The following is a 14,239-nucleotide window of genomic DNA, read 5'->3' on the forward strand; positions in this document are numbered from 1 at the left end:
CCATGTCGGAACGTATCGCCACGATGATTGGAAAAGAGGAGATCGCGAAACGAGTGCAAGAGCTCGGCGCCCAGATCTCCAACGACTACAAAGACGGTTCGCTCGTCTTGGTCTGTGTGCTCAAAGGGAGCTTCGTCTTCGCCGCCGATCTGGCGCGCGCCATCGACTCGAACCTTCGGGTCGACTTTCTCGGCGTGCGCTCCTACGGCGAGGGCACCGATTCGAGCGGCGTGGTGCAGATCACGCAAGATCTCTCGCGCCCCATCGCGGGCGAAGACGTGCTCATCGTGGAGGACATCGTCGACACGGGCTTGACCATCGCGCACCTGATGGACCTTTTCCGCACGCGCGGCCCGCGCAGCGTGCGCGTTTGCGCCTTGTTGACCAAGCCGGCGCGCGCCAAGGTGCAGGTGAAGATCGACTACCTGGGCTTCACCATCGAGGATCGGTTCGTGGTGGGCTACGGGCTCGATTTCGCCGAGAAGTACCGGAACCTCCCCTTCATCGGCGTGGTGGAGCGGTCCTGATGGCCACCCCGGAAGAACGCGCGGCCAAGCGCCTCGCCTACCTGGAAAAGGTCACGGCCGAAGGCTCGACCGATCCCCTCGCTTGGTACGGCCTCGCCCTCGAATACGGCAAGGGCGAGCGCTACGACGAAGCGCTCCAGACCTACACCACGCTCCGAACGTTCAACCCCGACTATGTGCCCATGTACTTGATGTGCGGCCAAATGCTCGCCAAGTGCGAACGGTGGTCGGAGGCCCGCGATTGGCTCGAGGCCGGCGTCGCGGTCGCCACGAAAAAGGGCGAGGCACACGCCCTCGGCGAGCTGCGCTCGGCGCTCGACGGCGTTCTGCTGGAGCTCGACGAATAGGCGATCGACGCCCGCGGGCGAGGCCCCGTCCTCGTGACGTTCCACGGTTGGGTGGGCGAGCCGTCGCCCCGGCCGTTCACTCCTTCTCCTCGTCGTCCCGTTTGTCCCGCGCCGCACGCAGCGTCTCCAGCCGCGTGCGGATGCGCGCCTCTTCGCCGTGGGCGCTCGGCTCGTACAGGATCTCGCCCGCGAGCTGGTCCGGCAGGTACGTCTCGCCGGGTACGACCCCTTCGTCGAAGTCGTGCGCGTATTTGTAGCCCTCGCCGTAGCCCTCTTTCTTCATCAACGACGTGACCGCGTTGCGCAGCTTCTTCGGCACCGGCAGCGCCCCGTGTTGCTCGATCAAGGCGCGCGCCCGCTGCCAGGCCTTGCCGATGGAGTTCGACTTGGCGGTGGCCGCGAGGTACGTGGCTGCGTGCGTGAGCGGGTAGAGCCCCTCGGGCATCCCGATGCGACGGAACGCGCTGTCGGCCGCTTGCACGATGAGCATGGCCCGCGGATCGGCGTTGCCGACGTCCTCGCTGGCGAAGATGATCATGCGGCGCAAGATGAAGAGCGGATCGTCGCCCGCCTCGAGCATGCGCATCATCCAGTAGACGGCGGCGTCGGGATCGGAGCCGCGCATCGATTTGATGAAGGCGCTCACCACGTTGTAGTGCTCTTCGCCCGACTTGTCGTAGAGCAGCGGATCGTGGCTCTGGCCCGCGGTCACCGCCTCCGCCGTGAGCTCGCGACCGTCTTCGCTCTCCCCCGTCGCCGTGGTGGTGAGGTACTCGGCCGTGGTCTCCAACGTCGTGAGCGCCCTCCGCGCATCGCCGCGCGACAGGCGCGCGATGGCCGTGAGCGCATCGGCGGTGGCGCGGAGCCGGAGCTTGCCCAGACCGCGCGTCTCGTCGGAGAGGGCGCGCTGGAGCAGCAGCGTGAGCTCGTTCTCGCCCAGCGGCTCGAGCCGAAAGACCTTGCACCGCGAGAGGAGCGCCGCGTTGACGGCGAACGAAGGGTTCTCGGTGGTGGCCCCGATGATGGTGATGGTCCCGGCCTCCACGTGGGGCAAGAACGCGTCTTGCTGCGCCTTGTTGAAGCGATGGATCTCGTCGACGAACACGATGGTGCGCTTGCCGTGGTAGTCGAGCCGCTCCTTGGCCTCGGCCACGATCTGCCGGAGCTCCGGCAAGCTGCCCAGCACCGCGCTGAAGAGCACGAACACCGCCTTGGTGCGCTCGGCCACGATGCGACCGAGCGTGGTCTTGCCCACCCCGGGCGGGCCCCAGAGGATCATCGACGGGAGGCGATCGCCCGCGATGGCCCGCGAGAGCAGCTTGTTCGGCCCGAACAAATGCGCCTGCCCCACCAGCTCCTCGAGCGTGTGGGGGCGCATGCGCTCCGCCAGCGGGACGTAACCCGAGGTAGCCGGATCTTTGCGCGCGGCCGCGCCGAACAGGGTCTCTCCGCCCGTTCCCATCGAGGAACCTGAGCCGCGTGCTCGCGATGCCATCAGGGCCATGTATAGTGCACAACCGCATGCCGGTGATGCTCCCGAGGCTGGTTTTCGCGTCCTTCTTTGCCTGTATCCAACTCGCCGCGTGCGCCAGCTCGAACCCCAAGGAGCCCGCGGTGGAGCCTCACGCTGTCGACCTCGAGCTCTCGGAGCTGGAGATTTACGCGAGCGGCATCGACCGGTTCGCCCGCTGCCCGCCGGCGGGGGACCTCGGTCAGGCCTGGATCCCCGCGCGCATCACCGACGCGCCGCACGACTCGGCGGTCACCGAGCGGGCCATCGAGCAAACGCTGAAGCCGTTTCGCAGCTGCTACACGCGAGGGGCGCTGCATCGCTCGGCCGACGGGCGCGCGGCCATCGTGGCGCGCGTGCGAGCGGACGGAGCGGACGGAAAGAGGCCGGTCATCGAAAACTACGCCACCTGCGGCCTGCCCATCGAGGTGGTCGACTGCATGGTCGCGGAGACGGCCCGTCTCCAGGTGGAGCCCCCCGCCAGCGGGACACGCACCGTGGTCATTCCCGCGGTTTTTGCCCCGCGCAATGGATACGAGGGCGCGGTCGCCACCGCCCACGACACCTATGCGGCGGCCGCGCACGTCACGATGGACGAGGCTCGCCCGGCTCTTCATGCGTGCGAGCAGCGGTTTCGGCCGGCCGTGCAAGCACAAGGGGTTTTTGCCCTTCGCCTCGACGCTTCGGGGCGCGTGCTCTCCGCCAAGGTGGAGCCTTGGGTGGGCCGGACGATCTCCGGACGTGCGCCCGCGGGGTGGTGGAGAAGCTCGTCTTTGCCGGACCGCCGGAGGGAGGCGCGCGCATCCTCGCGCGGATCGCCTTCAATCCGCGAACGCGCTAACGTCGCGGGCGTGCAGCAACCGCGCGTCGTCGTCATTCCATTCGGGGTCCCTCCCGCCAGCGAGGGCCTCGGCCTCGGCCTCGCGGCGCTCGTTCACGGCTTCGTGCTCCTCGGAGGAGAGAGCGTGGCGCTGGCGCAGCTCGTGACCCAAGACCGGCCGCCGAAGGAGGGCCACGACGACCGCCCCGCCACCAAGCCGGTGGAGACGTTCCTCCACCCGCAAGCGTGGCGCGATCTCTCGCTGCGCGGTGAAGCGCCGCCCGGCGTGCAGATGGTGATGACCGGCACCTTCGAGCCCCCCGAGGGCGGTCTGCCCGGATCCATCCGCTTGCTCGCCTTCGATCCGCGCGACGGCGCCACGCACGCGCGCGTGGAGGCCCACCTCGACGATCGGGGCGCGGGCCGCATCTTGCTCGAGGCCTTCGAAGATTTGTGCCGCCCGCTCGACGGCGATCTCGGTGTCTTTCGCGATATCGGCGATCTGGAGTGGGAGGCGCTCGAGAGCGTGCTCCGCGGTGAGCGGTGCCTGGTGCACGACGCGCAGCGCGGCGGGCCGTACGATCGACGCGCCGCCCTGGTGCACCTCGAGCGCGCGGTGGAGGACGCGCCGAGCTCCCGCTTCCCCGCGGGCCGGCTGGCGGCGACGGCCATCGACGCGGTGGTCAACGGGCGCGACGATCGGCTCACCGACGCCGCCCTGCGCACCTTGCGCCGCGCCATGGATGGCGCGCCCGGTCAGATCGACCTTCTGGAGGCCTCCGCCGCGCTTCGCGTGCGCATCGGCGATCGGGCGGGCGCCGAGCGCGATGCCTTGGCGGCCATCGCCATCGCGCCCGATCGCGCGCGCCTCTACGGCATTCTCTCGGAGGCGCGGCGCAGCTCGTCCGACCTCGACGGGGCCATGGCGGCCGTCGATCGCGGCCTGCACGTGTGCGGCGGCGCCGATCCGGTGCTGCTCACCGAGCAGGGCATCGTCTTCGAGCTCCGCCGCGACGCCATGGCCGCGCGCGCTTCGTTCGAGCGCGCGCTCGCCGCGAACCCTCCGTTTCCCGGTGCCTTCGCGCACCTGGCGAACATCGCCGCGCAGCACAGGGACGTGCTCCTGGCGGAGTCGCTGGTCGATCGCGCGCTCGGATGGTCCTCTCCGCACCCCGACATCCTACGCCAGGCGATCCAGCTCGCGTTCGGCGCGGAGCCGGAGGGGGTGGCCCGCGCGAGCCGCGTCCTGAAACTTGGTCGGATGCTGCTCGATCAGCTACCGAACGATCCATGGGCCCACTTGATGCTGGGGCGGGCGCTCGCGCAGATGGGCGATCCCACCGAAGCGCTGGTGGCGTTTCGCAACGCGGAGCGCCTCGCGCCGGGCACCAACATCGCGGCCGAGGCCGTGCGGGAGCGCTTGCCGCTGGAGGATCCGGAGACGTCGCTCGAGCTCGAGAGCGTGATGCACGGCGCCATGACCGCCGAGCCCGCGGATCTTCTGCCCATCGCGGCGCGCGCGCAGCGGTTGGCCGATGCCCGCGCCCTCTGGATCGCGCACTACGCGGTGGGGATCGCGCGGCGCCGGATGGGTTCCTGGGATCTCGCGCGCCGCGCCTTCGAGGCGGCGCTCGCGCTCGCCCCCGACTCGCCGGACCTGTGCCTCGAGCTGGTCGACGCATGCATCGCCCTGGGCGAAGGGGACGAGGCGCTTCGCCAGGCCAACCGGGCCCGCGCGATCGCCGGCGACGGTCCGCGCACCTTGGGGGCGCTCGCCAAGGCCGAGTATGCGCGCGCCAACTATGCGAGCGCCGAGATCTGGGTGCTCCGGGCGCTCATCCACGATCGCCAGGACGCGGCCAACGTGCGCCTCGAGGCTCAGATCCGCGCGATGAACGAGACGGCGGCGCCCGCTCCGGCATCGGCTGCTCCATCGGCGTCGGGCTCGTCGTTTTCGCCCCTCGCGACACTGCAACGTTTGCTCCCGAAGAACTTGCTCAAGAAGCTGCGGTAAAGGACCGCACCCACCTCGCCCCGCGCTCGATTTTGCCCCGCTTCACGATCGAATGACCGAACGAGTACCGCGCAGCCTCTCCGTCGCTTTGGCCATCTTGGTCGGCGGTGCATCCGGAGGCGGGGCCCTCTTTCTTCTCGTGCACCTCTGGCGCCCTTTTGCGCAGCACACGCAGCACCTGGCGCTGCACCGCGCCACGCCGCCTGCCCTCATCTCCGCGCCCGCCGACGGCGGCTCTGCCGGCGGCGGCGCCATCGATGGCAGACCTTCGCCGAAGGATCCCGCCGGCACCGAGAGCGCCGCGATCCCCGACGGCGCGCCGGCCGCCGCCCACCAAGCCCCCGCCGCGAGCACGGTGCGGCGCCCCTACAACGTCGTCCTCATCACGGTCGACACCTTGCGCTACGACCTTGGCTACACGGGCTACGCCCGCCCCATCACACCGAACATCGACGCCCTCGCGGAGCGCGCCATCGTGTACGAGCGCGCCTACGCCACCGCCTCGTACACGCCGAAGAGCCTCGGCCCCATGCTCATCGGCCGCTACGCCAGCGAGACCTTTCGCGATCCCGAGCACTACACCACCTTTTATCCCGCGAACGTCTTCATCGCCGAGCGGGTGCGGGCGGCGGGCGCGCGCACCTTCGCGGCCATGTGCCAGCACTATTTCAAGTGGGACACGGGCCTGAGCCAAGGCTTCGACATTTGGGATACGGCCGCCACCCCGCGCAACATGACCGACAACGACACGAGCATCACCGGCGATCGTCTGACGGCCCGCGCGCTCGCGCTGCTCTCCGATCCCGCCAATGTCGACCGGCGCTTCTTCGCCTGGTTCCATTACTTCGACCCGCACGCCCAATACGTGGCGCACGAGGGCGCGCCGAGCTTCTCGACCCGCAAGGGCCCCCCGACCCAACGCACCCTCTACGACCAAGAAATTTGGTTCACCGACCAGCAAATTGGGCGCGTGCTCGACCACATCGCCGCCCAGCCGTGGGCCGCCGATACCGCCATCGTGGTGACGGCCGATCACGGCGAGGCCTTTGGAGAGCACGGCCACTGGAAACACGGTCGCGAATTGTGGGAGTCGATTGTGCGGGTACCGCTCGTCGTTTACATCCCGGGCGCCAAACCGCGTCGCATCGCCATCAAGCGCTCTCAAATCGACATCGCGCCAACGATCCTCGATCTAATTGGCGCCCCGCCCGTGGAGGCCGGAACGCTGCGTGGAACCAGCTTGCTATCGGATGTGCTCGCTCCCGAGGGGGACGCGCTCGAGGAGCGGGATGTCTATTTCGACATGCCCGAGGGGCCGTTCAATGAGATGCGGCGGGGCATTATCACGGGCACATCGCCCGGGTTGAAGTTGATCGACTTCGCCGGCCACCGCTATGAAATGTACGATTTAACGGAGGATCCCGAGGAGAAGAAGGACATCGTCACCAGCAAGGAGCGCTTTCGCGCTGCGCTGACGAGTCTGCAACGGACGCGGGCACACCTTCAGGAAATTCGCCCGACACGGTGATATAGGAAATGACGCGATGTTTCCTACTACCGACGATTTGCGCATCGATCGACTTCGTCCGCTCATTCCCCCCGCCATTCTCCTCGAGGAGTTTCCCATCCCGAGTGCCGGAGTACGCTGCGTCAGCGAAGCCCGCGAGGCGGTGTCGCGCATCGTTCGAGGGCAGGATGATCGCCTCCTCGTGGTGGTGGGGCCCTGCTCGATCCACGACGTCGAGGCCGCGCGCGAGTACGCCGAGCGTCTGCGCGCGCTGGCGCCCACGTTGGCGAGCGATCTGCTCTTGGTCATGCGCGTCTACTTCGAGAAGCCGCGCACGACGGTCGGCTGGAAGGGGCTCATCAACGATCCGAAGCTCGATGGCAGCTTCTCGATCAATGTCGGCCTTCGCCTGGCGCGCAAGCTCCTCTGCGATCTCTCGGAGATTGGCGTGCCCGCGGGGTGCGAGTTCCTCGATACGATCACGCCGCAGTTCATCGCCGATCTGGTGAGCTGGGGCGCGATTGGCGCGCGCACCACGGAGAGCCAAGTTCACCGCGAGCTCGCCAGCGGTTTGTCGATGCCCGTGGGCTTCAAGAACGGCACCGACGGCGACGTGCAAATCGCCATCGACGCCGTGGGCGCTGCGCGAAGCCCGCACCAGTTTCTCTCGGTCACCAAGCAGGGCTTGGCGGCCATCGTGGTCACGCGCGGCAACGAGAGCTGCCACGTCATCCTGCGCGGCGGCCGCAAAGAGCCCAACTACGACGAGGAGTCCGTGCGCCGCGCGGCCTCCCGCCTCGAAAACGCCAAGCTCGCGCCCTATCTGATGATCGACTGCTCGCACGGCAACAGCGGCAAAGACCCCGCCAAGCAACCCGCCGTCGCCGCCGACATCGGCGCCCAAGTCGCGCGCGGAAACCGCAGCATCGTGGGCGTGATGCTCGAGAGCCACCTGGTCGCCGGCCGCCAAGACGTCCCCAAAAACGGCGGCGGCTTGGTCTATGGCCAGAGCATCACCGACGCCTGCCTCGGCTGGGACCACACCGTCGACGTCCTCCACGCCCTCGCCGCCGACGTCCGCAAACGCCGCACCCACGGGGCGTAGCCGATTGGTGTGTGTCTGCTAGACTTCATCCCATGGGCGCTGCTCGAAAAGTACAGGCTACCGCCTTGCGGGAGATCGCCGACTGGATCGAAGCGACGGGAGACGATCTTTCGGACGGCGTCGCACACATGGTCGACGACATGCTCGACTTGATCGATCACGAGGAGGCCGTGCGCGATTGGCGCGAGCGCGAGGCCCGGGGTGAAAAGACGATCTCCTCCGCCGAGGCACGCAAGATCCTCGGTTTCTGAGCGTCGTGCTCTACTCCATTGAGTACACGACGCACGCTCTGAAGTTTCTACAAGCCCTGCCGCGCGAGACCGGGGAAGTACTCTTCGATGCCATCGAGCGGCTCGTCGACAATCCCAAACGGAAAGGCTCGGTACGAAGGGGCAACACTCCGTCGACGTTCTATGTGCGCGTGGAAGCTCGCGACCAGCGGTACCGTGTCAGCTACGAGATTCGCGAGCAACGCCTCGTCATTATCGTACTGAAGGTAAACGAGGCGCGCGTTCGGCGTCGCCAATGAAAACGGCCTTCAGCTCCGCGGGCCGAAGATGGCGCTCCCCACACGGACGAGGGTGGCGCCTGCCGCGATGGCGAGCTCGAAGTCGCCCGACATGCCCATCGATAGCTCCGGAAGGACCGCGGGGCCGCCGTGCAGGTTGCGGAGAGAGGCGAGGGTCTCGAACACGGTGCGGGCGGCTTCGGGATCGCCTTCGGGGGGCATGGTCATCAGGCCGCGCACCGAGAGGGAAGGGAGCTCGCGGAGTTGGGCGAGGAGGTCGGCCAGTTCGGAGGCGACGATGCCGTGCTTTTGCGGCTCGCCGCCGACATTGACCTCGATGAGCACGTCGAGCGGGGCGCGGCCCGCGGCCTCGGCGCGGCGGGCGAGCTCACGCCCGAGGCCGATGCCGTCGATGGTATGGACCGCTTTGGCGCGCGGTGCGACGAGGCGGGCCTTGTTCGACTGGAGATGGCCGATGAAGTGCCACGCGATGTCGGGCAAATCGGAGAGGGCGTCGGCCTTGGCCGCCAGCTCTTGGGCGTAGTTTTCGCCGAAGAGACGCTGGCCGGCTTCGTAGGCCTCCCGAACCTTCGCCGCGTCCATCTTTTTCGAGACGGCCACCAGCCGGATCGAGGATGGATCGCGCCCTGCAGAGCGCGCGGCAGCGTGGATACGCTCTTGGATTCCGGCGAGTCGCTCGGCCAGCGCGCTCATGGTGCGATCTTAGGGTTCGGGCGCTCGACCTTCGAGGGGCGAGCGCGACGGGACGCGGTGGAGAAGCGGACTAAAAACCAATGGCGCTGCGGCGCTGCGCCTCGATCCACTCTTGGACGACGTCGTTGCTCAGACGGTCGTAGTGGACGCGGCCCGCTGCAATTTCGCGCAGGGCGGTGACGGCCGGCTTGTTCTTCGAGTGGACCAGTGGCGTGGCGCCCTTCATCAGCTGGCGGGTTCGTTGCGCGGCGAGCACCACGAGGGCAAAACGGTTCTCTTCACGCTCGAGGCAATCTTCGACGGTGACGCGGGCCATATGGGTCTTTACTCCTGGGCTTCCGAAGAGGAATGGGGTCCGGAAGGTAGTCTGGCCCTGCCCGATGGGCAAGGGGACATCTTTCCACCTCGTGCCACCCCGCAGCCCTTCCCATGGACCTCGCGAAGAGCTAGGCTCTGCAGTAGCGAACTCCACCGTTTGCCAAACGCGGCCGCCCTTTTCAGGCACACGGTGTCTTTTCGTGATCCTAGATCCCAGAAGGCTCGAGCTGCTAAAAGACGACGTCCTTGGCTTTGTTTGCTTTGCCTGCCTGGAGGAGTGGCCGAGCGGTTTAAGGCACCGGTTTTGAAAACCGGCGATGGCGTAAGTCATCCGTGGGTTCGAATCCCTCCTCCTCCGCTGCTTTTCGCTGCCGGCGCTGCCGCAGTCAGCCGACCGACCGAAGATGGAGCCTACGCGTGATGCAACCGAAGCAAGGCCTCGTTCCGCAAATCAAAGGCATCCTATCGTCCCTCGACGATCGCCCCACCAAGGCCGGCCAGATCTGCAAAGCCATACGCGCGAACCTCGGTCACAAATGGGTCGGCATCTATGACGTGAACCAAAGCGAATACGCCGTCATCGCCTGGAGCGGCCCCGCGGCCCCGGCCTTCGTTCGATTCGCCGGCGGCCGAGGCCTGACCGCGGAAGCCGTCGCCTTGCGCAAGACCGTGGTCGCCGGCGACGTGAAGAGCGATCCGCGCTATGTGAGCACCCTCACCGCGACCCAATCCGAGATCATCGTCCCGGTCTACAGCCAGGCACGCAACGCGGTGGTCGGCACCATCGACGTTCAAAGCGAGCATCTCCACGCCTTCTCCAAGGCGCACCGCGAGCTGCTCGAAGAGTGCGCCTCCGTGCTCCTTTCGCTCTGGCAATAGCTTCGCGCGCTCCGCCGAGAACGCCGCGCGCCTGCATCCCTGGGCCCGCGCGCCCCGCCGAGAACGCCGCGCGCCCGCGTCCCTGCGCGCGACGCCTACGGCTCGAAGTCGGCGGCGAGCGCCTTGGCCTCGACGATGTTGTCCTCGATCGAGCAATACGTCCATCCACCGTAGCGCCCCGCCGAATAGATCCCGTGCGCCTGCAGAATGCGCGAGAGCCTCCGGTGCTCGGCCATCGATTCGCGTGTAATATGCACGTACGCCGGGTCCATCACCACCGCGTGGTGCGCGACCAGCCGATGCCCGGAGGTGACCCCCTCCGCCTCGAGATCGGCGAGCACGCGCGCCAGCGCCGAAGGAATGTCGACCGGAGCATCGCGCGCGTACCCCAGCTCCACATAGAGGCTCATGCGATCGGTGTCGAAGATGTTGTCGTAGTAACCAATGCGGTAAAAGGAGCGCGCGCGATTGGGGTAGTAAACCCAGTGCACATCGCGCGCGCCCTTGCGGTCGAAGCCCAAGTTGAACACCAGGACCTTGTTCCACGAGAAGGCGCTCGCGTCGTGCGGAAGGCCGCAGAGCTCCACCAGCCGATGGAACGGCGCCGAGGAGACCAGCCGCTCGTAATGAACCTCGCGCTTGGTCGTTTTGGCCACGCGGGTGCGCAAATCGATGCCGACGAGCGCCTCCTCCAAGGCGATGTTGTGCGGTAGGACCTCGCGCGCGATCGCCTTCACGTACTCGATGGCGCCGCCCTCGGGGTAGGTGAAGGTCGCGTTGTAGCTCGCGTTGTCGGGCGCGCGCATGTTGCGCACGATCTCGGTGAGGTTCGCGTGGGGAAAAAACCGACCCATCGCGTCCTTGTCGAGGGTCGCCAGATCGCACGCGTAGAGCTTCTCGTTGTACGGGATGAGAAACTTCTCCGCGATGCCGCGCCCGAAGCGCGCATAGAGCATCTCCTTGAAGTTCGCCGGCCCACCCGACGCCGACGGGCTCGCGTCCTTGGCGAAATAGACATCGTGCAGACACTCGATGAACTCGTCCTGCGGAAGCTGATGGATGTTCTTTTGAAACGGAAAATCAATCTTTCGATCGCCGTATGCGATGAAGGTCTTCTTTTCGACCACACGGATGTTCTGCCCGGCCATTCGCGCGCGCAGCCACGCTTCGATGTCGGGGTGCTTGAAGTGGAAGAAGTGGCCCGAGTAATCCCACACGAAGCCATCCTTCGTGATGGTCTTGCAGTAGCCCCCGATTTGGGTGTCGGCCTCGAGGACGAGGTAGTCGGGATCGCGAAGAAAAGCAGCGGTGGCGAGGCCCGTGATGCCCGCGCCAATGATGAGATGACGGACGTTTTCCATGCTCGTGGGGCATGCTGCCACGAATTTGGCCGAGGCGGGCGGCGGCGACGTTCAACGACGTGCAACCCGATGCTGCGCGGAGAGGCCCCGCGCGACGTTCCGCGGGGTGATGCGCGCCGAGGCCGAGCCCCATGTTCAACGATGTTCAACCCGGTGAAATGGGCGATTTGGCCACGCCGACTTTCCCTTGCCGCGATGCTGCGGCCGCCGCATCCTGTAGCCCGCATGGGACACGACCACTCGCATGCCGGCCATTCGCATGGCGCCCATTTGCATCATTCGCATGCCGCAGGCTTCGACGATCGGCGTGCGTATTTGATCGGTATCGTGCTCAACCTTGGTTTCGTCGTCGTGGAGGTGGCCTTCGGCCTCTTTGCCCACTCCATGGCGCTCTTGGCCGACGCCGGCCACAACCTCGGTGACGTGCTCGGTCTCCTGATTGCGGGGGGCGCCAGCCTTCTGGCGCGGCGCAAACCATCTCAGCGACGCACCTATGGCTTTCGGCGGGCCACGATCCTGGCCGCGCTGGCCAACGGTCTTCTCCTGGTGGTGGCGACCGGTGCCATCGTGTGGGAATCGATTGGACGGTTGCGAAACCCCGGCCCGGTGGAAGGCGGGCTGGTGGCCATCGTGGCCGCGGCCGGCGTCCTCGTGAACGGCGCCTCGGCGCTCTTCTTGATGAAGGGAAAGAAGCACGACGTGAACGTGCACGCCGCGTTCATTCACCTGGCCGCGGATGCGGCGGTGTCCGCCGGTGTCGTCGTGACGGGTATTCTCCTTTCGCTTACCGGCTACAACCTGCTCGATCCGGTGGTGAGCTTGGTGCTCTCGTTCATCATCCTGGCATCGACGTGGTCGCTGCTCCGCCGCTCGCTCGATCTCGCGCTCGACGCCGTGCCCGAGCAGATCGACCCCGGGCAGGTGCGGGGCTACCTCGGCGGCCTTCCAGGCGTGCGCGAGGTGCACGATCTGCACATCTGGGCGATGAGCTCCACGGAGACAGCGCTCACCGCGCACCTGGTGACCGCCGATGGCAGCCCCTCGTCACCGGGCTTTCTGCGCGACGTGTGCCACGAGCTCCACCAGCGATTCCACATCGAGCACGCGACCTTGCAAGTCGAACCGCACGAAACGGGCGCGCCGTGCCCGCTGCCGTGTCGCCTGGCGTCGGACGAGGCGGTGTAGCTCTTCTCCTTGTGCGCCCGCGTCCGCGCCCGCGCGCACCGCGCTCGCTTACTGCGCGCCCTCGAGCACGCGGCGCACGGCGACCTCGGCGAGCGATGCGTTCACGGCCAGCTCGATCATCTTCAGCCGCGCATCGTGGAAGCTCTGGTACGCGTCGACCAGCTCCAACACGGAGAGGCGGGCCTCGCGGTAGCCGGCCTCCGCCTCCGAGCGCATCCCCAGGCTGATCACGCGCATCTCGGCGCGGTACTTCTCCAAGGTCTCGCGCCTTCGCAGGAGCTCTGCGTGCGCGGCGTTGAGGCGCTCGCGCGCGGCGACCACGATGGCGTCGGCGAGCGCGTCGTTGGCCTCGGCGCGGGCGCGGGCGGCGGGCACCAAGCCTTGGCCCCGATCGACCAAGGGGAGCGGCACCACGATGCCCACCCCGAGATCGGTCTGGTTCGGCGCCTGCCCATAGCCCGCCCCCAGGCGCACTCCGATGCCCGGAAAGACGGAGCGCTGGGCGCTGGCGATCGCTTGGCGCGCGCTCTCCGCCCGGTACTGCGCCGCCCGCAGGTCGGTGCGGTGCGCGAGCAGATCGCGCTGCAGCTCGGCGAGCGCGGGCAGGGGCGGCGTCGCGTCGAAGTCGTAAATGGGATCGCCGCGAAGGGACGCGACCGAAGGGCCGACGGCCGTCGCCAGATCGCCGCGCGCGCGCGCGACGTTCGCCTCCGCGTCCCCCAGCTCGGCGCGCGCGGCCGCCAGCGCGATGGCGATGCGCGAGGCATCGTACTGGGGCGCCATGCCTGCGCCGACGCGGGCGCGCACGATGCGATCGGCGCGCTCGAGATCCTTCACCGTCTCCTCCGACACCCCGCGGCGCGCGATCTGCGCGGCGAGGCTCACGTACGCCTCCTCCGCGTCGAACGCGAGCCTCCGCGAGAGGCCCGCGCCGTCGGCCATGGTGGCGCGCGTCTCGGCCTCGGCCGAGCGCTTTCGTGCGGCGGGCGCGCCCGCGAGCTCGATGAACTGCGTGATGCCCGCCGTCCCGTAGCCGAAGGAGTCGTAGCTGGTGGTGCCCGTGCTACGCGTGTAGCTTGCATCCAATTGCGGGTTGCTCCAGAGCCCCGCCGCCGTCGCCTGCGACTCCGCCGCGCGCACGTTGGCCTTGGCGGCGGTGAGCAGCGGGTGCCCTCGCTTTTGCGCCGCCAGCGCTTGCTCCAAGGTGAACCCGTGCGGCGCGTCCGTCTCGGGCACGCTCACCGCGCTGCCGGCGCCGGGCGGCGAGGCCGCGGGCTCTTGCACGACCGGACCGCGCGCCTCGGCGCTCTCGCTGGACACGCCGAAAAAAACGAAGGTCGCGCCGCAGAGCGCCAGAGGAAGCCTCCGCCCGAGTCGCTTCATCGTTCGGTGCCGTGCTCGCCTGGTGCTGCCGGTGCTGCGGATGCGCGCCTTCGGGGCGCGC

The 14,239-nt window shown here is 67.8% G+C and carries 14 protein-coding genes and 1 tRNA gene; 10 read left to right on the forward strand and 5 right to left on the reverse strand.

Annotated features, from left to right (window positions below; all coding sequences use genetic code 11):
* Positions 1-2: 2 nt before the first annotated feature.
* Together hpt and LZC94_02785 are read left to right on the forward strand one after the other, a co-directional pair.
* Complete coding sequence (gene hpt, locus LZC94_02780; protein ID WXB16207.1) at positions 3-527, forward strand: hypoxanthine phosphoribosyltransferase; 525 nt, start codon at positions 3-5, stop codon at positions 525-527.
* The gene (locus LZC94_02785) at positions 527-874 is read left to right on the forward strand and encodes a tetratricopeptide repeat protein (protein WXB16208.1); all 348 of its coding nucleotides are present in this window, start codon (positions 527-529) and stop codon (positions 872-874) included. Before hpt ends, LZC94_02785 begins: the two co-directional genes overlap by 1 nt.
* Before the next feature lie 76 nt (positions 875-950).
* On the opposite strand, the gene LZC94_02790 is transcribed toward LZC94_02785, so the two are convergent.
* On the reverse strand, positions 951-2,369 hold the full coding sequence (locus LZC94_02790) for a replication-associated recombination protein A (GenBank protein WXB16209.1): 1,419 nt from the start codon (positions 2,367-2,369) through the stop codon (positions 951-953).
* 119 nt (positions 2,370-2,488) lie between these two features.
* Here LZC94_02790 and LZC94_02795 point away from each other — a divergent pair, with 119 nt between their 5' ends.
* The 5 genes from LZC94_02795 to LZC94_02815 are packed head-to-tail and all read left to right on the forward strand — an operon-like array spanning position 2,489 to position 8,359.
* Entirely contained in the window at positions 2,489-5,218 is a 2,730-nt protein-coding gene (locus LZC94_02795; GenBank protein ID WXB16210.1) for a tetratricopeptide repeat protein, read from the forward strand.
* A 52-nt stretch (positions 5,219-5,270) separates the two neighbouring features.
* Entirely contained in the window at positions 5,271-6,746 is a 1,476-nt protein-coding gene (locus LZC94_02800) for a sulfatase (protein ID WXB16211.1), read from the forward strand.
* A 16-nt stretch (positions 6,747-6,762) separates the two neighbouring features.
* On the forward strand, positions 6,763-7,830 hold the full coding sequence (locus LZC94_02805; protein WXB16212.1) for a 3-deoxy-7-phosphoheptulonate synthase: 1,068 nt from the start codon (positions 6,763-6,765) through the stop codon (positions 7,828-7,830).
* Positions 7,831-7,862: 32 nt separating this feature from the next.
* Complete coding sequence (locus tag LZC94_02810; protein ID WXB16213.1) at positions 7,863-8,081, forward strand: hypothetical protein; 219 nt, start codon at positions 7,863-7,865, stop codon at positions 8,079-8,081.
* Between the two features lie 5 nt (positions 8,082-8,086).
* Complete coding sequence (locus LZC94_02815) at positions 8,087-8,359, forward strand: type II toxin-antitoxin system RelE/ParE family toxin (protein WXB16214.1); 273 nt, start codon at positions 8,087-8,089, stop codon at positions 8,357-8,359.
* A gap of 9 nt (positions 8,360-8,368) precedes the next feature.
* Here LZC94_02815 and LZC94_02820 read toward each other — a convergent pair whose 3' ends face one another.
* Complete coding sequence (locus LZC94_02820; GenBank protein WXB16215.1) at positions 8,369-9,052, reverse strand: YggS family pyridoxal phosphate-dependent enzyme; 684 nt, start codon at positions 9,050-9,052, stop codon at positions 8,369-8,371.
* Between the two features lie 70 nt (positions 9,053-9,122).
* Positions 9,123-9,368 carry a DNA-directed RNA polymerase subunit omega gene (gene rpoZ / locus LZC94_02825; protein ID WXB16216.1) on the reverse strand — a complete coding sequence of 82 codons (246 nt, stop codon included), beginning with the start codon at positions 9,366-9,368 and terminating at the stop codon, positions 9,123-9,125.
* 273 nt (positions 9,369-9,641) lie between these two features.
* Between rpoZ and LZC94_02830 the strand changes: the two genes are divergently transcribed.
* Both LZC94_02830 and LZC94_02835 read left to right on the forward strand, forming a co-directional pair.
* Positions 9,642-9,728, forward strand: a tRNA-Ser gene (locus LZC94_02830).
* A gap of 62 nt (positions 9,729-9,790) precedes the next feature.
* Entirely contained in the window at positions 9,791-10,249 is a 459-nt protein-coding gene (locus LZC94_02835; GenBank protein ID WXB20339.1) for a GAF domain-containing protein, read from the forward strand.
* Between the two features lie 95 nt (positions 10,250-10,344).
* Here LZC94_02835 and LZC94_02840 read toward each other — a convergent pair whose 3' ends face one another.
* Positions 10,345-11,610, reverse strand: coding sequence for an NAD(P)-binding protein (locus LZC94_02840; GenBank protein WXB16217.1), 1,266 nt, complete (start codon positions 11,608-11,610; stop codon positions 10,345-10,347).
* Positions 11,611-11,937: 327 nt separating this feature from the next.
* On the opposite strand from LZC94_02840, the gene LZC94_02845 reads away from it, so the two are divergent.
* Positions 11,938-12,795 (forward strand): cation diffusion facilitator family transporter, encoded by an 858-nt coding sequence (locus LZC94_02845; protein WXB16218.1) that lies wholly within the window; start codon positions 11,938-11,940, stop codon positions 12,793-12,795.
* Positions 12,796-12,843: 48 nt separating this feature from the next.
* Here LZC94_02845 and LZC94_02850 read toward each other — a convergent pair whose 3' ends face one another.
* Positions 12,844-14,178 carry a TolC family protein gene (locus tag LZC94_02850; protein WXB16219.1) on the reverse strand — a complete coding sequence of 445 codons (1,335 nt, stop codon included), beginning with the start codon at positions 14,176-14,178 and terminating at the stop codon, positions 12,844-12,846.
* Positions 14,179-14,239 lie beyond the last annotated feature (61 nt).

This window comes from Sorangiineae bacterium MSr11954 (genome assembly GCA_037157815.1).
Classification (GTDB): Bacteria; Myxococcota_A; Polyangia; order Polyangiales; family Polyangiaceae; genus Pendulispora; species Pendulispora albinea.

Bases quoted from the DNA above. Each gene is read 5' to 3' on its own strand.
- LZC94_02785 (WXB16208.1), top strand. From the start codon at position 527: ATGGCCACCCCGGAAGAACGCGCGGCCAAGCGCCTCGCCTACCTGGAA.
- LZC94_02790 (WXB16209.1), bottom strand. From the start codon at position 2,369: ATGGCATCGCGAGCACGCGGCTCAGGTTCCTCGATGGGAACGGGCGGA.
- LZC94_02850 (WXB16219.1), bottom strand. From the start codon at position 14,178: ATGAAGCGACTCGGGCGGAGGCTTCCTCTGGCGCTCTGCGGCGCGACC.
- LZC94_02835 (WXB20339.1), top strand. From the start codon at position 9,791: ATGCAACCGAAGCAAGGCCTCGTTCCGCAAATCAAAGGCATCCTATCG.
- rpoZ (WXB16216.1), bottom strand. From the start codon at position 9,368: ATGGCCCGCGTCACCGTCGAAGATTGCCTCGAGCGTGAAGAGAACCGT.
- LZC94_02820 (WXB16215.1), bottom strand. From the start codon at position 9,052: ATGAGCGCGCTGGCCGAGCGACTCGCCGGAATCCAAGAGCGTATCCAC.
- LZC94_02800 (WXB16211.1), top strand. From the start codon at position 5,271: ATGACCGAACGAGTACCGCGCAGCCTCTCCGTCGCTTTGGCCATCTTG.
- hpt (WXB16207.1), top strand. From the start codon at position 3: ATGTCGGAACGTATCGCCACGATGATTGGAAAAGAGGAGATCGCGAAA.
- LZC94_02805 (WXB16212.1), top strand. From the start codon at position 6,763: ATGTTTCCTACTACCGACGATTTGCGCATCGATCGACTTCGTCCGCTC.
- LZC94_02840 (WXB16217.1), bottom strand. From the start codon at position 11,610: ATGGAAAACGTCCGTCATCTCATCATTGGCGCGGGCATCACGGGCCTC.
- LZC94_02810 (WXB16213.1), top strand. From the start codon at position 7,863: ATGGGCGCTGCTCGAAAAGTACAGGCTACCGCCTTGCGGGAGATCGCC.